16 protein-coding genes are annotated in these 18,448 nt (G+C 68.3%); 6 read left to right on the top strand and 10 right to left on the bottom strand.

Annotation, left to right across the window (positions count from 1 at the left end; translation table 11 throughout):
- Window positions 1–214: 214 nt before the first annotated feature.
- From AB0I34_RS10405 to pseB, 8 genes are all read right to left on the bottom strand, one after another.
- Entirely contained in the window at window positions 215–1,852 is a 1,638-nt protein-coding gene (locus AB0I34_RS10405) for a cation acetate symporter (protein WP_360442813.1), read from the bottom strand.
- Between the two features lie 11 nt (window positions 1,853–1,863).
- Window positions 1,864–2,205 (bottom strand): DUF485 domain-containing protein, encoded by a 342-nt coding sequence (locus tag AB0I34_RS10400; RefSeq protein ID WP_360442670.1) that lies wholly within the window; start codon window positions 2,203–2,205, stop codon window positions 1,864–1,866.
- 104 nt (window positions 2,206–2,309) lie between these two features.
- Complete coding sequence (locus tag AB0I34_RS10395; protein ID WP_360442668.1) at window positions 2,310–3,149, bottom strand: class I SAM-dependent methyltransferase; 840 nt, start codon at window positions 3,147–3,149, stop codon at window positions 2,310–2,312.
- A 38-nt stretch (window positions 3,150–3,187) separates the two neighbouring features.
- Window positions 3,188–3,922, bottom strand: a complete 735-nt coding sequence (locus tag AB0I34_RS10390) for a glycosyltransferase family protein (RefSeq protein WP_360442665.1) — start codon at window positions 3,920–3,922, stop codon at window positions 3,188–3,190.
- Window positions 3,913–4,725 (bottom strand): hypothetical protein, encoded by an 813-nt coding sequence (locus tag AB0I34_RS10385; RefSeq protein WP_360442662.1) that lies wholly within the window; start codon window positions 4,723–4,725, stop codon window positions 3,913–3,915. Before AB0I34_RS10385 ends, AB0I34_RS10390 begins: the two co-directional genes overlap by 10 nt.
- Window positions 4,725–6,227, bottom strand: coding sequence for a hypothetical protein (locus tag AB0I34_RS10380; RefSeq protein ID WP_360442659.1), 1,503 nt, complete (start codon window positions 6,225–6,227; stop codon window positions 4,725–4,727). The genes AB0I34_RS10385 and AB0I34_RS10380 overlap by 1 nt, the downstream gene beginning before the upstream one ends.
- A 25-nt stretch (window positions 6,228–6,252) precedes the next feature.
- Window positions 6,253–7,377, bottom strand: a complete 1,125-nt coding sequence (locus AB0I34_RS10375) for an aminotransferase class V-fold PLP-dependent enzyme (protein ID WP_360442656.1) — start codon at window positions 7,375–7,377, stop codon at window positions 6,253–6,255.
- Between the two features lie 12 nt (window positions 7,378–7,389).
- Complete coding sequence (gene pseB / locus AB0I34_RS10370; RefSeq protein WP_360442653.1) at window positions 7,390–8,370, bottom strand: UDP-N-acetylglucosamine 4,6-dehydratase (inverting); 981 nt, start codon at window positions 8,368–8,370, stop codon at window positions 7,390–7,392.
- 186 nt (window positions 8,371–8,556) lie between these two features.
- Between pseB and AB0I34_RS10365 the strand changes: the two genes are divergently transcribed.
- Window positions 8,557–9,585: a spore coat protein gene (locus AB0I34_RS10365; protein WP_360442650.1), complete on the top strand. Its 1,029-nt coding sequence runs from the start codon at window positions 8,557–8,559 to the stop codon at window positions 9,583–9,585.
- Between the two features lie 71 nt (window positions 9,586–9,656).
- Here the strand turns inward: AB0I34_RS10365 and AB0I34_RS10360 are convergent, their stop codons facing one another.
- Complete coding sequence (locus AB0I34_RS10360) at window positions 9,657–10,715, bottom strand: putative sugar O-methyltransferase (RefSeq protein ID WP_360442647.1); 1,059 nt, start codon at window positions 10,713–10,715, stop codon at window positions 9,657–9,659.
- 234 nt (window positions 10,716–10,949) lie between these two features.
- Here AB0I34_RS10360 and AB0I34_RS10355 point away from each other — a divergent pair, with 234 nt between their 5' ends.
- Both AB0I34_RS10355 and AB0I34_RS10350 read left to right on the top strand, forming a co-directional pair.
- Window positions 10,950–11,945: a glycosyltransferase family 2 protein gene (locus AB0I34_RS10355; protein ID WP_360442644.1), complete on the top strand. Its 996-nt coding sequence runs from the start codon at window positions 10,950–10,952 to the stop codon at window positions 11,943–11,945.
- A 12-nt stretch (window positions 11,946–11,957) separates the two neighbouring features.
- A complete protein-coding gene (locus AB0I34_RS10350) occupies window positions 11,958–12,710 on the top strand; it encodes an N-acetyltransferase (protein ID WP_360442641.1) in 753 nt (250 codons plus the stop codon).
- A 44-nt stretch (window positions 12,711–12,754) separates the two neighbouring features.
- On the opposite strand, the gene AB0I34_RS10345 is transcribed toward AB0I34_RS10350, so the two are convergent.
- Window positions 12,755–13,483, bottom strand: a complete 729-nt coding sequence (locus AB0I34_RS10345; RefSeq protein WP_360442638.1) for a methyltransferase domain-containing protein — start codon at window positions 13,481–13,483, stop codon at window positions 12,755–12,757.
- 204 nt (window positions 13,484–13,687) lie between these two features.
- Between AB0I34_RS10345 and AB0I34_RS10340 the strand changes: the two genes are divergently transcribed.
- Genes AB0I34_RS10340 through AB0I34_RS10330 form a run of 3 tightly spaced genes read left to right on the top strand, consistent with a single transcriptional unit; the run spans window position 13,688 to window position 18,448 of the window.
- Complete coding sequence (locus tag AB0I34_RS10340) at window positions 13,688–15,970, top strand: glycosyltransferase (RefSeq protein ID WP_360442635.1); 2,283 nt, start codon at window positions 13,688–13,690, stop codon at window positions 15,968–15,970.
- Window positions 15,970–16,788, top strand: coding sequence for a hypothetical protein (locus tag AB0I34_RS10335; protein WP_360442632.1), 819 nt, complete (start codon window positions 15,970–15,972; stop codon window positions 16,786–16,788). Before AB0I34_RS10340 ends, AB0I34_RS10335 begins: the two co-directional genes overlap by 1 nt.
- A complete protein-coding gene (locus AB0I34_RS10330) occupies window positions 16,781–18,448 on the top strand; it encodes a hypothetical protein (protein ID WP_360442629.1) in 1,668 nt (555 codons plus the stop codon). Before AB0I34_RS10335 ends, AB0I34_RS10330 begins: the two co-directional genes overlap by 8 nt.

The following is an 18,448-nucleotide window of genomic DNA, read 5'->3' as shown; positions in this document are numbered from 1 at the left end:
AAACTTTCGTCGCTGAATAGATCACAGGACGGGGAATGTCTGGTTGCCCCAGAAATGTCCACCGCGGCGGACGAGTCTGCCATTCCGGTTGAGCCGGTTGCTGCCCGGACCCGAGTTGCCCTTTCGGGCAGCAGAACGGCGGCGGCCGCGGGCATCAGCCCGAGGAACCGCCGCCGACTCCGCATGCACGAACGCCGGACCCGCCAGGGGGCGACTAGTGCTTGGCCGGACCCTCCGCGCCGGCGCCGGTGAGGGAGCGGACGGAGAGCTCGTTGTAGCGGGCTTCGCTGGACCTGTCCTTGCCGAGGTAGGTGCCGAGTACGCCGAACAGGAAGCCGAGCGGGATCGACACGATGCCGGGGTTCGACAACGGGAACCAGGAGAAGTCGGAGCCGGTGATCATCGAGGTCGGCGTACCGGACACGACCGGCGAGAAGATCACCAGGACGACCGCGGAGATCAGGCCGCCGTAGATGCTCCAGGCGGCGCCGGAGGTGTTGAACCGCTTCCAGAACAGGTTGAACAGCAGCGCCGGCAGGTTCGCCGATGCGGCGACGGCGAACGCCAGCGCGACCAGGAACGCGATGTTCAGTTTCTGCGCCGGGATGGCGAGCGCGATCGAGACCGCGCCGATCCCGACTGCCGCGAACCGGGCGACCCGCAGCTCGTCCTTCTCGCTGGGTTTGGTCTTGGCGATCACGTTCGCGTACAGGTCGTGCGCGAACGACGATGCCGAGGTCAGGGTGAGCCCCGCGACCACCGCCAGGATGGTGGCGAACGCGACCGCCGCGATCAGCGCCAGCAGGATCGAGCCGCCGATCGAGCCGGCGCCACCTCCGACGGATTCGGCCAGCAGCGGCGAGGCCACGTTGCCCTTCGACTCCGCGACCGCGGAACCCTTGCCGGTGTCGAGCAGCGCGGCTGCACCGAAGCCGAGCGCCAGCGTCATCAGGTAGAACGCGCCGATCAGGCCGATCGCCCACTGCACCGACCGGCGTGCGGTCTGCGAGTCAGGCACGGTGTAGAAGCGGATCAGGATGTGCGGCAGACCCGCCGTACCGAGGACGAGCGCCAGGCCGAGGGACAGGAAGTCGACCTGTCCGACCAGGTCCTTGCCGTAGAGCAGCCCGGGCTGCAGGAACGCCTCGCCCTTACCGGAATTGTCCGCGGCCGCGCCGAGCAGGTCGGAGAGGTTGAAGTGGAACTTCACCAGCACCAGGAAGGTGATGACCACCGTGCCGGCCATCAGCAGCACGGCCTTGACGATCTGCACCCAGGTGGTGCCCCGCATGCCGCCGATGGTCACGTAGATGATCATCAGCGCGCCGACCAGGATGATCACGGCCGCCTTCACGCCGTCACCCTTCACGCCGAGCAGCAGCCCGACGAGCGAACCGGCGCCGACCATCTGGGCCAGCAGGTAGAAGATCGACACCACGATCGTCGAGGTCGCGGCCGCGGTCCGGACCGGCTTCTGCTTCATCCGGAACGCAAGCTGATCGGCCATCGTGAACCGCCCCGAGTTCCGCAGCAGTTCGGCGACGAGCAACAGCGCGACCAGCCAGGCGACGAGGAACCCGATCGAGTAGAGGAAGCCGTCGTACCCGAACAGGGCGATCTGGCCGGAGATGCCGAGGAACGACGCCGCGGACATGTAGTCGCCGGAGACGGCGAGACCGTTCTGCGCACCGCTGAACGAGCGGCCGCCGGCGTAGTAGTCGGCGGCGGTCTTGTTCTGCCGGGACGCCCACCAGGTGATGTACAGCGTCACGGCGACGACCGCGGAGAACAGCGAGATGGTCAGAGCCCGGTTGCCCGGCTCGGCGTCGGCCAGCGGGATCAGGACCGGGATGCTGAGGACATTCACCGGCGGCGCTCCCTCTTGTACTTGGCGTTCAGCCCATGGGCCAGCGGGTCGAGCTTGCGGTTCGCGAACCGGCCGTACAGCGCGGCGATCACGAAGGTGGACACGAACTGCAGCAGGCCGAAGATCAGCGCCACATTGATGTGCCCCACCACCTGGTGGTCCATGAAGCCGCGGGCCCAGTTGCAGCAGGCGACGTACGCCAGGTACCAGGCCATGAACGCGATGGTCCACGGCACCACGAAATTCTTGTAGCGCGTTTTCAGCTTGGTGAAGTCGGCCGCCTCGTGCACCGCCTCATAGGCGCGGGCATCCCGCTCGCGCACCATCTCGTTGTCCATGAGTTTCCCTGTTCTCCAATGGCACAGCGCTGAACCCGAACACGTGCACGTTAGCCCCATGTCGCGGATTTGTGACCCACCGCAACCAAAACGTTTCGGGAAGGCTAGAGATGGGGGGCAACCGGGGCGTCGAGAGTACGGCGGTAGTTCGCCAGGTCGCTGGGCCGAGCCCGGTAGCAGTCGGTGAAGTACGGCATCCGGAGCGGCTCCGGCGGTCGCGCAGTGTTGTCGTAGATGGCGTCGACCTGGTCCAGTACGGCGTCGCGCCGGGACTCGGTCAGCACAGCGATCCGCGAGTGCGACAGGGTCAGTTGCCGAAGGCCCGTACGGTCCAGGTCCTGCCAGTGCCGGAACCGGGCCGTCTCCACCAGGGCGAACAGGTCCGACTGCAGCAGGATCGGCATCGGGTCGAACTGGTCGCCGCCGAAGTCGTCGCCCCTGATCGCGCGGTCGAACCGGCGCACCCAGGGAACCACCCGGTCGGCGTCGTTCCACAGCAGGCCGAGGACGCCGTTGGGCCGCAGCACCCGGGCGATCTCGGGCAGCGCCCGGGCGTGGTCGAACCAGTGGAACGCCTGGCCGACGACCACCGCGTCGACCGAGCCGTGGGCCAGCGGGATCGACTCGGCCGCGCCGACCATCGTGTCGATCCCAGGGCGCCGACGGCACACCGACAGCATCTCCTCGGACGGATCGACCGCGACCACGTCGTGCCCCAGCCCGGCCGCGACCGCGGCCAGCTTCCCGGTGCCGGCGCCGAGGTCGAGGACCTGCAGCCGGCCCGGGCCGAGGATCCAGGTCAGTGCCTCGGCGGGGAACGTCGGTCGGCCGGCCTCGTACGCGGCCGCGACGGCGCCGAAGGACTTGGCGCGGGCCGCGTTCGCGCCGGTGTCGGGCGCGTCATGGCCGGGCCCGGGCTCCGGTGCTGGATCATCGGTGGTCATCACCGCAAATCATGCCGTAGCGGCAGGCTGCCGTGCGGTTACTCGCCGAGCTTCTTCTGCTCGATGTGCGCGTTGAGCGCGGCCAGCTCCGGATGCGCGTCCAGCACCGCGACCAGTTCGGCGCAGCTCAGCTGGTCCGCGCCGTATTCCTCGATCAGGATCTCGAGCAGCTTCTGGTCGTCCGGGGTGTCCAGCGTCAGCCGGTACTGCGAACCTCCGCCGGACCAGGGCAGGTTCCGCAGCCGGATGTCGCCCGGCCGGTTCTGGTGCAGGTACGGCGTCACGTGCTCGCGGTCGGCCGGCAGCGTCGCCTGCTCGTCCGCGTCGAGCAGCCGCGCGGCGGAGAACACCTCGTAGTCCATTCCGCGCGGATGGGTCCTCTCCAGGCAGTTGGACAGGTAGAGGTTCTCGTCCTTCTCGGACCGCCAGCTGTCGACGCCCTCGGCAACGACCTGCGGATCGATCAGCGGGCAGTCGGAGGTCACCCGGACGATGCCGTCCAGCTGGTGCGCACGGGTCGCCCCGGCGAACCGGCTCAGCACATCCTCCTCGCTACCCCGGAACACGGGGATGCCGGTCTGCTCGGCCAGGTGTACGACGGGATCGTCGTCGGGGTTCGTGGTCGTTGCCACGATCACCGGAAGCCCGGTCAGGCCGAGCCGGTCGAGGTGGTGCTGCAGGTAGGTCCGGCCGCCGGCGGTCCGCAGGACCTTCGCGGGGAGCCGGGTACTGGTCGCCCGCACCTGGGTGATGATGCCGATCTTCAGTTCCACCGGAACAACTCCCTGATCTCGGCGGGGCAGGCGAGGTGGTCGACGCCCAGCTCGGTATCGGTGAACTCACGTGCGACGTCGAGCGGCACGAACGGCTGATCCATCTCCGGCCACAGCCGTTTGATCCTGGCCTGCCCGCCGAACGAGGGGTGCTCGTGCTCCAGCACCATCGGATCACCGTACACCCCTGGCTGCATGCCGATCGAAGCGCCGTACAGGACCGCGGAGCTGAGCCGGTTGGAGGCGACCCGCCGGTGCTTGCGCAGCTCGGTCAGCTGCTTCACCAGGAAGTCGGCGTCGGTCTTCCGCCAGTGCAGGCCGCGATATCCGTGCGTGATCACCCGGAAGCCGGCGCTCTTGTAGACGTTGCGGATCGCGGGGTTCTCGTACTCGTTCCAGTACAGGCAGACCGTCACCGGCCCGGTCTCGTGCTCCTTGATCGAGGCAACGATACGGCCGTGGTCACCGAGCACGTTCTGGCCTTCCCAGCCGTGGAAAGGGTAGAAGATGGTGCCTTCGGCATCTTCCGCCGGAGTGGCCAGCTCGGGATGCACCTGCAGCAGATACAGCCAGACGGAGCCGATCACCGCGTAGTTCCGCAGTCCCATCGACCAACCGCGCCGGCGGACGCTGTCCGACCAGACGTACAGCGGCATCCCCGGCGCGAACGTCGTGCCGTGGGCGAATCCGTCCAGGATGTTCCAGCCGTGCTGAAGGTATCCCCAGATGTACGGCGGTTTCTGGTATCCGGCGTACGACGCCATGACGTTCGCGTGCCCGTAGAAGTGATTCGCGTGGTGCATCAGCGTCCCCGGAGCTTCCGCGGCAGTCGCTGAACCCTCCGCACCGTCCGCCTCACGTGCCGGCGGACCACCCGCAGTGGGCCGGTCACGGTGTGGCCTACGCGGTACGGCTTCGATTGGCGGATCCCGACGATCTGGCCATGGAACAGGTGCCCCCGTGCGCTGGCGGCGGCCAGCTCCTCCGAGAGGCGCGCGACGGTCACCAACTGCTCGGCACTACCGAGTGGCCTGACCATCTCGCTGGGTGGCGAAAGCCACTTCGTCACCGTGATTCCGACCATCGAGGCGAGCCGTGCCGTCAGCCCGTCGGGGTAGCCACCCGCAGACCACGGCTGCCTCGATCCGCCCTCCATCGAACGACGGACGAAGCGTGCCAGGTGCGCGACGACCAGTGCGTCGCCACGGACAGGCACGGGCTCACCGTCTTCGTCGACCTGAAAGACTCCGATGCCGGACTCGGAGAACAACCGGAACGACATGCCGTCGATAATCACGTTGTCCGGAGCGGCGATCTTCGCGGTGTCGTAGTGCTGTGCACGCAACCACGACACGTAATCGGGAACAACACGCCGCACCGCCGCCTGATCGTCGACCCGGAGAGCGGAGAGCAGGTACTCCTCCAGCAGGACACCCGAGCCACCCGGGACCGCATCGGCGGGGAGCACACCGGGCAGGTCCTCGGCGGCGGTGACGACGTACCAAGCCGGGGCCAGTTCGACGCTCAGGCCGGCCCGGACCGTGTCCTGCACGAAGCGATACGGGTCCATCAGGGCCGGACCGGCGTACCGGTCGGCCATGGCGCGGGCGGCCACCGCAGCCGGCAGCGGTCCACTGACGTCCGTGAGCGCGACCTCGGCGTCGACCAGTGACGGAAACACTGCGTACGTTTCCGCGATCTCGAGGCCGGCCTCCTTGAGGGCAGTGCGGAGCGGATTCAGGCCGACGGGTGTGGCGTCGGTGAGATCGCGCCCCCAGTCCTCGTCTCGTGGCAGCGCGGCGGCGATGTCGGGCTGAAGCAAGCGCTCGACGCCGAACTGGTTCTCGGCCCCGAGCAGCAGACGGCCTGAGGAAGCGAGCCGATCCTGGAGAGCGGCCAGAGCGTCCGCCCAGCTGAGCTTCGACGTGTCCGGACCGACGAGTCGGCCCAACCCGTCGAGCGCGACCACCGCGTCGTACCCGGACGAGTTGCCGTACGCCGGGGTAAAGCGGTCCAGGGCGCCGCAGAAGACCTTGTTGTCGGCGAGCGGCCGGTCGATGACCGCGGCGATCTCCTCGGCGTCCGGGGCGGAACGCACGAGGACATCCACCGAGGCGACGCGTGCGGCGACGTCGGCGATCAGGTCCAAGGAGTGCGGACCGGCGAGCAGGACGGTGTCGCTGGGCTGAAGGGCGGCGGCGAAGAGTGCTACGGCGGCTGGTCCGGTGGCGGACGGGCGTGCGTCGACCGGGTGGAGGTCGGACCAGTTCAGCATCTCGGCGCCGATCAAAATCGATCGGATCACAGGGGTACCTTAAGCGTCATGGACGCTAGTCAACCAGCTTCGTGATCGTCTCGATCACCTGGTCGACCTCGGCGTCGGTGAGGTCCGGGAACAGTGGGAGGGAAAGTTCCTCGGCGTAGAACCGCTCGGCGTTCGGGCAGAGGCCGCGGCGGTAGCCCTGGTTCGCGAAGACCGGGTGCCAGTAGACGGGGATGTAGTTGACTTGTACGCCGATACCGGCCGCGCGCATGCCCTCGAAGACCTCGCGCCGGCGCCCGCCGAGGACGCGGACCGGGTAAAGGTGCCACATCGGGTCGACGCCGGCTCGCTGGACCGGGATCCGCAGTCCGTCGACGTCGCGAAGGGCCTCGTTGTAGCGGGCGGTGATCTCGGTCCGGCGACGCTTGAACTTCGCGAGCCGCTTGAGCTGGGACAACCCCAGGGCGCTGCCGATGTCGGTGAGCCGGTAGTTCACGCCGTACTCGTGGACTTCCTGGTGCCAGGGGCCCTCGCCGGTGATCTCGAAGCGGTCCGGATCGCGGACGAGACCGATGAAGTGGAACTCGTGGGCCCGCCGGCCGATCGACGGGTCCTTGCAGATCACCGCGCCGCCTTCGCCGGTGGTCAGGTTCTTGGTGGGGAAGAAGGACAGCGTGGTCACATCGGCCAGGTCGCCGACCGGACGGCCGTCGGCGGTGCCGCCGATCGAGTGCGCCGCGTCCGCGAGGGTGCGGGCGCCGACGCGATCGGCCAGCGGCTGCAGGGACGCGTAGTCCGCGGCCTGGCCGGCGTAGTCGACCCCGGCGATGACCTTGGTCCGTTCACTGACCACTGACGAGACGGCGGCCGGATCGATCAGCGCGGTGTCCTCGTCGATGTCCGCGAACACCACCGTGGCGCCGAGCATCGCGGCACATGACGCGGTCGCGACGAACGTCATCGGCGTGGTGACGACCTCGTCACCCGGCCCCACCCCCAGGGCTGCGTACGCGATGTGCAGCGCCGCCGTGCCGGAGGTGCAGCTGACCGCGCGGTGCCCACCGGTCAGCTCCGAGACAGCCTGCTCGAAAGCAGCGACCGCCGGCCCTGTTGTCAGCCAGTCACCACGCAGTACGGCGGTGACCGCCTCGATGTCCTCGTCCGAGATGGACTGACGTCCGTATGGCAGCATTCAGCACCCCCTCTAGTCGCTCTCGAGGATCTTGCGGATCTCGTCGATCGTGTACCACTGGGTGTTGGTGTCCGAGGTGTAGTGGAAGCCGTCGGCCACCGGGATGCTGTCGGTGGGTGCCTGGTAACCCCACGTGGCGAGGTCTGGCTGCAGGACGTAGCGGTCACCGAACGCGAGGGCGCGGCGGCCTTCTTCCGGGCTGATCATCTCTTCGTGCAGTTTCTCGCCCGGACGCAGGCCGACGTCGTGCATCTTCGCGCCGGGCGCTATCGCTTCGGCCAGGTCGGTGACCTTCATCGACGGGATCCGCGGTACGTACAGCTCGCCGCCTTGCATCAGGTCGAAGGAATCGACCACGAAGTCGACCGCCTGCGGCAGCGTGATCAGGAACCGCGTGCAGCGCAGGTCGGTGATCGGCAGCGACTGGCCGGCGGCGTGCAGTGCCTTGAACTTCGGGATGATCGAGCCTCGGCTGCCCATCACGTTGCCGTAGCGGACCACGCTGAACCGGCTGTCGTACGCCGCCGCGTAGTGGTTGCCGCTGATGAACAGCTTGTCCGCGGTCAGCTTGGTCGCGCCGTACAGGTTGATCGGGCTGGACGCCTTGTCGGTCGACAGTGCGACGACCTTCTTGACGCCGTTGTCGATGCTGGCCTCGATCACGTTCTGTGAGCCGACCACGTTGGTCTGAACGAACTCCCACGGGTTGTACTCGCCGCTGTCGACCTGCTTCAGCGCGGCGGCGTGCACGACGTAGTCGACCTTGTGCATGGCCCGGTGCAACCGGGACCGGTCCCGGATGTCGCCGATGAAGAACCGCAGCCGGGGGTCGTCGGCGAACAGTTGCCGGACCTCCCACTGTTTCAGCTCGTCCCGGCTGAACACGATGATCCGGCGTGGGTTCAGCCGGCTGAGTGCGTGCCGCACGAAGGCCTTGCCAAATGACCCGGTGCCACCGGTGACGAGGATGTCGGAGCCGGTCAGGATGGACACGTCGAAGGGACCCTTCTGCGGAGACAGTTCCGGACACTGCGCGGGGTAGTGCAGTCCGAACAATAGCTGCCCCGGCCGCGGCAGCTTCAATCCAGATCGCAGTCCGGGGCGATCAGAGGGTTCCACAAGTGCGAAGAATCACCCACCGGCCACCGGTGGAAACGGGTGAACAGATACGGTCGGGGCGTGAAGCGGGTCGGGATTCGGTGTGATGTGGGCCCGGAGCGCGGGGTCGGGCACGTGATGCGGTGCCTGGCGCTGGCGGAGGAGTTGCGGCGGCGCCAGGTCGACGTGGTGTTCGCCTGTGACGCGCACACCGTGCCGTGGGCGGCGGCGCAGATCGCGGCCCGTGGCATCGCGGTGCAGCCGGCCGTGTGGACGGCCGCCGAGCACGTGGACCTGTTCGCGCGGCTGGAGCTGGACGCGGTGATCTTCGACTCCTACGACCTCGCCGGGCCGGTCTATCAGGCAGTGCGGGCGACCGGGATGCCGGCGCTCGCCCTCGTCGACGGTGAGTTCCGTGGTGCCGAGGCGGAGGTGCTGGTGGACCAGAACCTCGCGGCCGAGCTGGACCACCCGGAGCTGCCCCACGGTACGGTGCGGCTGGCCGGGCTGGACTACGTGCTGATCCGCGACGAGATCCTCGAGCAGCGCCCGGCCGCGGTGCCGACGGTCCGGCCGGCGGCGAACGCCGTACCGAAGGTGTTCGCGTTCTTCGGCGGCACAGACGCGTTCGGGGCCGGGCCGCACGTTGTCCGAGCACTCGCGGCGACCGGCGTACCGTTCCAGGCGACCGTGGTCGCGCCGGGTGGGGAGCTGGCCGCAAGGATCGCGGCGGTTCAGCTGGCACAGTGGCAGCGGGTCGACGTGATCGGGCCGACGGACCGGCTGGCGGCGGAGGTGTGTGCGGCCGACCTGACGATCAGTGCATCGGGTACGTCGATCTGGGAACTGCTGTGTCTCGGGGCGACGGCCGGGTTGGTGTGTGTCGTCGACAACCAGGTGGTGGGCTACGAGCGGGCGATCGGCACGGGTACGGCGGCCGGCATCGGCGTGCTGTCCGAGCTCGAACGCGACCCTGGCGCCGCGGCAACGGTGCTGAAACGGCTCCTCACCGACGCCGACGAACGCGCTCGCCTGGCAGCCGCCGGCTGGCGGCTGATCGACGGTCAGGGCCGCCGGCGGGTCGCCGACGCTCTGCTCGCCCTCACGTGAACTCGTAGATCGTCACGTCCAGGGCCTCGGAGTACAGGTCTGGCCGACCCGCACTCCGAGAGCCGGTTGCGTCAGTTTCTCTTCAGGACGTTGAGTTGGCGGCCGCCGTGGACGAGCGGGTCGCCGTACTGGCCGATCAGGGTGTAGCCGCGCTTCTCGAAACCGTTGAGGATGTCCGCCGACGTGACAGGTTGGAGCGAGCCCCACTCGCCGGCCTTCTGAGCCTTGACGGTGCCCAGCTTGGAGTTCAGCGAGACGGCGTACTTGACGCCCTTGGCGCACACCTTGTCGATGTAGTTGTCGACCACCTCGGGTTCCATCTCCTGGAACGAGAACGAGTTGACGAACACGTCGAAGTCGCTCTGGACGTCCTCGAGCCGCCAGCTCGGGATCACCGCGGATCCCTTCACCTCGATCGGCCCGCTCCCGGCGATCGAGCCGTCGTACACCTGAACCCGGTCGCGGCCGAACAGTTCGGTCAGGTAGTACGACGAGACCGTGACCAGGGGCGGGATGTCGATGTCGACGTACCTGGCCTCGGGGTCGCGGGACATCACGATCTCGCCGAGGACGCCGAAACCGCCGCCGATCTCCAGGAAGCTCTTCGGCGGCGTGTCGACGTGGTTCGACAGGGCCGCCATCACGATCAGGTAGTTGAGGTACGGCCGCCCGAACCGCACGCCTTCGGTCAGGCTCAGCCCGTACGCTTGCGGCGGAGTACCGACCGGGCTCTCGCCGAAGTCGTTGAGGTTCGCCGGCCAGCGGTCCTGGTTCCAGCGGATGCCGGCGACGTCGTAGTCGCGGCGGGCCTCGAAGGCGCCGTTCAGCGCCGAGGTGACCCAGTTCTTGTTCGCTCTCGGGTTGGCCTGCAGCGCCGCCTCGTAGGCCACGCCGATCGAGGCGTTGCTGAAGCCGTTGCCGTAGCGCGGATAGAACCACGCCCCGGAGGTCGGCCACGACTTGAACTTCTCCAGTCCCAGCGTGTCCATGTCATGCAGGATCTTGTCGAGTCCGAAATCCCAGAAATTGGTCGGCCGGTAGGTCGATGCACAGGTCTTGACTTCCGCGAGGGTCCGCTCGGTCAGCGCGGACCAATCCGTCGACTGCGCCGTACTGCGTCCATCCGTCATGGCCAGACGCTACCCGATATGCACCCTGCCTGTCGGCCATCGAGAACCCCCGACCACTCCTGGGCCACACTTCGCCGATGTGTTGAGCACCCTGCGCGCCGTAACCTCGGCCTCAATGTGAAGCCTGTCGTGTCACCAACGCGGAGTGTGTCACCGGAGCGCCCTGGCACGGTGATCCGCTGGTCTGGGGCAGGGGAGCGGTCTTCGAGTAATCTCCCGAACCGGAGGTCTGTTATGCGATCCGATCAGCCGGTGCTTTCCGTCGTCGTGCCGATGTACGACGAGGAGGATGTGCTGCCGATGTTCTTCGAGCGGATGCATCCGCTGCTGGATGGGCTGGGGGTTCCCTACGAGCTGGTCGTGGTGGATGACGGCAGCCGGGACGCGACTGCGGCCCTGTTGCTGGAGGCGGCGAAGGACTGGCCGCAGTTACGAGTGGTACGGCTGCTGCGCAACAGCGGTCACCAGGCCGCGCAGTCGGCGGGGTTCCGGCGGGCGCGGGGTGAGTTCGTCGTCACGATTGACGCCGATCTGCAGGATCCGCCGGAGGTGATCGTGGAGTTCCTGGCGGCGGTGCGGGAGCAGGACGTCGATGTGGTGTACGGAGTGCGGTCGGACCGGTCGAGTGATTCGTGGGCGAAACGGACCACGGCCCGGATGTACTACCGGTTGATGTGCCGGCTGGTCGGCAAGGAGATCCCGTTCGATGCGGGCGATTTCCGGCTGGTGTCGCGGCGGGTGGTGGATGCGGTGAACGCGTTGCCGGAGGACGGCCGGGTGTTCCGGCTGGTGATTCCGTGGCTGGGGTTTCCGAGCGCTGAGGTGAAGTACGTGCGTGCGGAGCGCGCGGCGGGGGCGACGAAGTACACCGTGTCGAAGATGGTTCGGTTGGCGTTCGACGGTGTGACGGCGTTCTCGGCGGCGCCGCTGCGGTTGGCGACCTGGTTGGGGTTGCTGGGTGGGGCGATGTCGATGTTGTTCGTGGTTGGTGCGTTGGTCGTCAGGTTGACCGGGCGGAGTGTTCCGGGGTGGACGTCGACGGTGTTGGCGGTGAGCGTGATCGGTGCCATCCAGTTGTTGTGTCTGGGGCTGTTGGGGGAGTACGTCGCCCGCCTGTTCCAGTCGAGTCAGCGCCGGCCGCAGTTCCTGGTCGGCTACGACAGCCTCGAAGACCCCGGCCACCACACCGTCACCGAGCCGGTCGAGGCACCCGCCAAGGACATGCCCTAAGCTCCATCCCTGATGAGTTGGTACGACGCGCTCGAGGCCGGTGAGTTGGCTGTGCGGCCGTCCGTGGAGGCGGCGAAGCGGTTCGGCGTCTCGATCGACCGCATGTCGGTGTCCGCCTCGGCCGGTACGACGCTCGGCGAGGTGCTCGCGGCGGTGGAGAGGTCGACGGCCGATGTCATCGTGTTGCGCTATCCGGCACGGGAGACGACCTGGTTCGCCGCGCTGGCGAGCGGTCCGCGCCGGGCGCTGCTGGCCGACACCGTCGTGTACTGGTCGCTCGCGGTCGGCAAGGGGCGGCGGCCCGCACCCCTGGCCGGATTCACCATCCGGATCGAGGAGTCAGCCGACGACGAGCAGGTGGACGACCTGGTCGCGGACATCTTCGGCGATTCCGGGAACCACTACTGCGCCAATCCGGTGTTCGACCGCTCCCGCGCGCTGGCCGGACGGCAGGACTGGGCCCGGCGGCGGATCGCGGACACCGGGGTGGTGGTGCTGCGTGGTCCCGACCGGCGGGTGCTGGCGCTGGCCGCGATCGACCAGCAGAGCTCCTGGACCGAGATCGAGTTGGCCGGCGTCGTACCGGCCGAGCAGGGCCGGGGCCGGTACGGTCATCTGCTCGCCGCGATCGAGGACGCCTGCACGACCAGGCGGCTAGTCGTCTCCGCCCAGGCACACCAGACGGGCATCCAGCGAATTTGGACTCGCTATGGCTTCGAGCCGGTGCACAACATGCTCACGATCCACCTCGTTGCCGCTCCGTAGGGCCGTTGGAGAGCATCAGGCGTCGCTCTCGAGGATCTTGCGGATCAGGGGATGTCCACTACCGGGTCCTGCCGCCGGGCGCGGACCAGCACCGACACGCCGGGCAGCTTGCCGACAGGCAGGTACCGTTCAGCGGCGATGACCGCGGTGAGACCGAGGTTGACGAGCGGGGACAGGTCCTCCAGGTCACTGCCCGTGCTCCTCTTCCGCCGCCAGGCCGCCACCGGCCGGAGCAGAACGTTCCACGACCTGACCTCCTCGATCCGCAGGCCGGCCGAGGAGAGCAAGTTCAGCAGACCGTCCCGGTCGTACCGGCGGAAATGTCCGACGGCGGTGTCGTGTTCGCTCCACAGCTCCATGTCGCACGGTACGGCGACCAAGGCGGTGCCACCGGGCCGAAGGACCCGGGCGATCTCGCGGACCGCGGACTTGTCGTCCTCGATGTGCTCGAGCACGTCGTACGCGACGACGAGGTCCATCGCGTCGTCGGCCATGGGCAGCGCGATCGCGTCGCCGCGGATCACCGGCAGGCCGCGCCCGTGCGCGACCCCCGCTCCCTCCTCGCCGTACTCCAGCGCCGTGGCGTCCCATCCCCGGTCACGCAGGACCCTGGTGTTCCCGCCGCCGGCTGCGCCGATGTCGAGCGCCCGGCCCGGCTTCTCGCCGGTCCTCACGAGCACGTCGAGCGAGCGGGCGAGCACTCTGCGTCGCTCGCGATACCACCAGTGCTTGTGCTCGAGCGCGGCGAGCTTGCGGATCTCGGCTGCCTCCATAGCCAAATCTTGGGGTGTGAAGAGGGCCAAACGCCAATCACGTCAACGTGTCGGCCCCGCCGCATGGCCGTCAGCGGAGTACCGAGCTCGTAGATCTACGGATTCGAGCCCGTGCATAACCTTCTGACCGTTCACCTCGTTGCCGCTACGTAGACAGTGCTTTTGGGGGGCACACCCAGCTGCAGCGAGGGGAGTTTTGCCGGAGTGACGCCGCGGTTGAGCGTGGTGGTGCCGTTCTACAACGTCGGTGAGTACATCGGCGCTTGCCTGGACTCCATTGCCCGGCAGACCTGGGCCGATCTCGAGGCGATCCTGGTCGACGACGGGTCGCCGGACGACAGCGCGGTGATCGCGAAGGAATTCTGCTCCCGTGACCCCCGGTTCCGCCTCGTCCAGCAGGACAACGCCGGCCCCGGGCCGGCCCGGGACACCGGCATCGGGTTGGCGTCCGGCGAGTATCTGGCGTTCGTCGACGGCGATGACCTGGTCTCCCGGCACGGCTTCGAGGCGCTGATCCGGACGCTGGACCGGACCGGGTCGGACCTTGCCGGCGGCAACGCCCGGCGGTTCAACAACAGCTTCGGCGTCCGGCCGTCGTGGCTCCACCGGCAGCCCTACGCCCGCGCGCGGTACGCCACCCACGTGTCCGAGGTGCCCGAGCTGGTGCTGGACCGGATGCTCTGGAACAAGATCTACCGGCGATCCTTCTGGACCGAGAACGGGTACCGCTTCCCGCCGATCCGGTACGAGGACTACCCCGTCGCCCTGAAGGCGCACCTGGACGCGGTCACGGTGGACACGATCACCGCTCCGGTCTACTACTGGCGCGAGCGCGAGTCCGGCGAGTCGATCACCCAGCAGAAGTTCCAGCTCGGCAACATCCGCGACCGGGTGTTCTCAGCGGGTCTGGTGATGGACCTGGTCGAGGACAGCCTGCCGGTGATCCGCCGCCGGGTGCACGCGCACCTCGCCCAGATCGACCTGCTCACCCTGATGTCCGCGTTCGGCACTGTGCCTGCCGACGAGGAGCAACACCTGGTCGAGCTCTCGCGGGAGTTGCTCGACCGGCTCGACAACGAGGTTCTGGCGACCACCCACCGGTACGACCGGATCCAGCACGCCGCGCTCAGGTCGGGTGATGTCGAACTGCTTCGGCGGCTCGCGCTGTTCCGCAACGACGGCGGGCTTCGCGGCGGTGCGCGGACAGTGCCGCGCCCGCGGCGGCCATGGCTGCTCGACTACAGATACCCGGGCCTGCGCGAGGCCGCCGTACCGCAGGAGCTCTACTGGGTCCCGGACACTGATCTGACCCTGGCGACGAGTGTGCGTGAGGTGGCCTGGGCCGACGGGAAGCTGTCGGTCAGAGGCACCGCGGAGGTCCGGCATCTGGAGACCGCACCCTCCTCGAGCCTGCAGATCTCGCTGGTCATCGACGATGTCCCGCACCGGCTCGAGGTACGCCGGTGCGACGCGCTGGACCTGCACGGCGACACGACGAGGGTCGGGTTCGAGGTACTGCTGGACCGCGAACTACTCGCCGAGTGCACGGGCGGCCCGGCGCATTTCGACGTACGGATGAAGTCCGGGCGGCGGGTCTGGCGGGACGTGCTCCGTGGGCAGGGACCAGGAAGTCCTGGCTGGCCGCCCGGTGCGTGGATCGACGAGACGAGCTGGATCCAGCCCGGGCCGGGCAAGAACGGATGCTTCTCCCTCCGGCGGCTGACGGATCCCTGCCGGTTGACGGCGGTCGAGCGGGAGCCGGGTGCGCTGGTGTTGCGCGGCCGGTCGTCGTTCGACGAGCCGTCGCTGTTCGTCACCCGGCCGGTGGTGGGTGGCGACGAAGAGGTTCCGATCGAGGTCGACGGGCGCGATTTCACTGCCCGGCTGGCGATCGAGGATCTTCTGGCGCAGACGAATCCGGACGACCCGTTCGGCCAGCGGACGACGCGTGTACTCCGGCTCCGTGATCCCGAGCGAGAGCAGAGGGTCTTGCTGTGGACCGCCGGGGAGTCCGCGGTCTCGTACGCCGAGGGCGGCCGGGTGGTGACAGTGACGCGGTCCACCGGTGGATACGTGAACCTGCACGAGGCCCCGATCCGGACGGAGGCTACGCATGCCGTTGCGATCGGCAACATGTTGGTCGTGCGCGGGTGCGATGGTGGTGACGTCGGGTTCAGCTGGCGGCGCTATATGGCCGACTCCGACGATCACCTGGACGTCGCCTGCCGCCGTACCTTGTCCGATGACGGCTGGGAGGCGGCCGCCGACCTGGACGCGTTGGTCCCGGCGGTCGCGGTGAAGGTGTCGGTGGACCCGTTGGCATCGCTGGCCGACTGGATCCTGTTCGCGACGACGCCTGACGGCTCGACGCACGCCGTGCGGTGCGAGCCCTTCCTGTGCAGCCGGTTGCCGTTGACGATCTCCCGCGGTGCCCACGCTCTCGCCGTACGCCCGCATGCCGGCACTCTGCACGTGGAGGTGCGCTGATGCATCATCACAATCACTACTACGGTCAGACGCACATCCTGGCTCGCTACGCGGGCCTGGACTTCGACCACCCGCCGAGGCTGCGTGGATATCTGCAGCACGGCTGGAACATCGGCTGTGGCTGGAACCCGGTGCACGAGTTCTACGACGGCGCCTGGCGGTTCACCTGGAGCGACGCACCGCGGCGGCGTGGGCACGCGCTCGGCCGGCGGAACTACCACAGCATCGGGGCGCCGTTCCTGTATCTGCAGGAGTTGGAGCAGGCCGAGCCGGTCGAGCGCGAGGGCACGCTGTGGTTCCTCTTCCACGGTTGGGAGGGCGGCAAGATCCTCGGCGACCATCAGCGGCTGATCGACGAGATCCGCGAGACCGAGCCTGGCCCGGTCACCTTCAGCCTCTATTACACCGAGTACGACCGTCCCGAAGTCCGCGCGTACTACGAGGACGCGGGCTTCCGGGTGGTGTCCTTCGGGCGGCGCGGGTTCTCCTACGAGGGCACCGAGCGGCGCTTCCTGTTCAAGCAACTGGACGAGCTGCGGCGGCACAAGCGGGTCGCCGCCAACCGGTTGTCGACGGCAATCTTCTACGGCGTCGCGGCCGGCTGCGAACCGGCGGTGTACGGCGACCCGATGGAGATGGAAGGCGAGAACCCCTTGTTCGGTGGGCAGAGCCGGATCGAGCGGCTGTGGCCCGAGATGCTCGGCAAGTCGATCGACCTGGAAGCCGCTCGGGCGACGACCGACCTGGAGCTGGGCAAGCCCTGGATGATGCCGCCCGCCGAGTTGCGGATGCTGTTCGATTGGAGAGAGCGTGTCTGACCTGCAGGTGGTCCTTGGTGAGATGCAGCCGTGGACCGACAGCACCGGCCACCGCCCGGCCCTGGCAGCTCTGCTGGCCGACGCGCTTCCGAGCGACCGCCGTACGCTGATCGTCGGCCCGCACTCGCGCCCGCTGATCTCGGCGATCCTCGACCGTGCGGCCGACACGACGGTTCTGGTCCGGTCCGTGTCGGACGCCGAGGGGTTGGCCGCGGAGTTCGGCGATCGTCTGCAGGTCGTGGCCGGCGCTCTCGACGGTCTGCAGGCTGAGCCGTTCCAGGTGGTCGTTGCCACTGACGGTCTCGACCGGGTGCTGGGCTACGACAGCGCCGACCTCAGCTGGACCGAGCGGCTCCAGGCTCTGGCGACACTCGCTGCTCCCGACGCGGTGGTCGTGCTCGCTCTCGAGAACGAGTTCTCCCTGCTGAACCTGCTCGACAGCCGTCCGGCCGACCAGCGCCACGGTGACGACGAGTGGCGTCCGCTGCACGACGACCCGACCCGCCCGGTGTCGGTCGATCAGCTCGCGTCCGCCCTGCCCTGGACCGCACAGCTGTACGCCGATTTCGGCTCGCGGACGTTCGTGGCCGCCGACGTCGCCGCAGCTGCGCGGCCGGGGCAGCTGCCCACGCGGTTGGCCGTGGATGCCCTGGACGCGGCCGCTGTCCCGGTGCTCTCGCCGATCGCCGACGGCGTCGACTCGGCCGCTCGGGCCGGTCTGCTGTCTGCCATTCCCACCGGCTGGATCGCGATCTGCGGCATGCACGCCGAGCACGACCTCTACGCCCAGACCGGCCCGTCCGTCCTCACCGCAGACAAGACCCCGACCGGCTGGCAAACCTCGATCGCCGGTGGAGGCTCACCTGTTGACGGACTCCGCTTCGACCCTGCGCTCGTACCTTCCACGGTGCCGGATGGTACGTCGGTGGAGTCCGTCCTGATCCGTCTGGCTGCGGCTGAAGACGTGCCGGCCTTCCGCAAGCTGGCTGCGTGTCTCGGAGAGTGGGCCGCAGACTCGCCGGTCGTCCTTCGGTGGGACGACGTGGTGGTCGACGGGGAGACCTTTGCTTCTGGGGTTTCGCCGTGGGTGACTGAGGAGTCGACGGACAGCGCGGACCTGCTGGCGGCTGCCTGGTATCGGTTCCACGAGCGGTTGATCGGTCAGCACCGACGTCACCCGTGGCCGCCGTGGATGGTGGGCGACGATCTCGTGTCGACCTGGATGAGCATGTCCGGCGTCGAACTCCCGGAGCCGGTGGAGGCGACCTCACCCGACACCCCACCGGCGTCGGCCGGACACGTTGCTCGCGGCAAGGAGTTGGCTGCCGCGCTGGCCGGCGTACTCGAGGCTCGTGAGCATTCCGCTGCCGACGTACGCACCGCGCTGGCGGATGGTGAGCGGGCGCGGCAGGAGCTGTTCGAGCTGAGGGGGCACGTCTTCGGTCTCGAGCGCACGCTCGGGTTCCGCAACAAGGCGATGAAGACACGGGAGAACCGCATCCGCGAACTCCGTACCCAGCTGCAGAAGGCGACCGCGGACCACGATCGCCTTCGCGGATCCCGCTCGTACGCGCTGTCCCGGGTGGTGTTCCACGCCGCGCAGATCCGGAAGCCGCGGGTGGTGGCGCGCAAGGTCGTTCGACGCGTGCGAAAGCGCTAG

The sequence above is a fragment of the Kribbella sp. NPDC050281 genome (assembly GCF_040655855.1).
Taxonomy (GTDB): domain Bacteria; phylum Actinomycetota; class Actinomycetes; order Propionibacteriales; family Kribbellaceae; genus Kribbella.
This window is presented reverse-complemented; position numbering and strand designations above follow the sequence as displayed.

What these genes read in the sequence shown, in the direction of transcription:
- AB0I34_RS10400 (WP_360442670.1), bottom strand. Translation starts at nt 2,205, where the DNA reads ATGGACAACGAGATGGTGCGCGAGCGGGATGCCCGCGCCTATGAGGCG.
- AB0I34_RS10395 (WP_360442668.1), bottom strand. Translation starts at nt 3,149, where the DNA reads ATGACCACCGATGATCCAGCACCGGAGCCCGGGCCCGGCCATGACGCG.
- AB0I34_RS10385 (WP_360442662.1), bottom strand. Translation starts at nt 4,725, where the DNA reads ATGCACCACGCGAATCACTTCTACGGGCACGCGAACGTCATGGCGTCG.
- AB0I34_RS10375 (WP_360442656.1), bottom strand. Translation starts at nt 7,377, where the DNA reads ATGCTGCCATACGGACGTCAGTCCATCTCGGACGAGGACATCGAGGCG.
- AB0I34_RS10360 (WP_360442647.1), bottom strand. Translation starts at nt 10,715, where the DNA reads ATGACGGATGGACGCAGTACGGCGCAGTCGACGGATTGGTCCGCGCTG.
- AB0I34_RS10355 (WP_360442644.1), top strand. Translation starts at nt 10,950, where the DNA reads ATGCGATCCGATCAGCCGGTGCTTTCCGTCGTCGTGCCGATGTACGAC.
- AB0I34_RS10350 (WP_360442641.1), top strand. Translation starts at nt 11,958, where the DNA reads ATGAGTTGGTACGACGCGCTCGAGGCCGGTGAGTTGGCTGTGCGGCCG.
- AB0I34_RS10345 (WP_360442638.1), bottom strand. Translation starts at nt 13,483, where the DNA reads ATGGAGGCAGCCGAGATCCGCAAGCTCGCCGCGCTCGAGCACAAGCAC.
- AB0I34_RS10335 (WP_360442632.1), top strand. Translation starts at nt 15,970, where the DNA reads ATGCATCATCACAATCACTACTACGGTCAGACGCACATCCTGGCTCGC.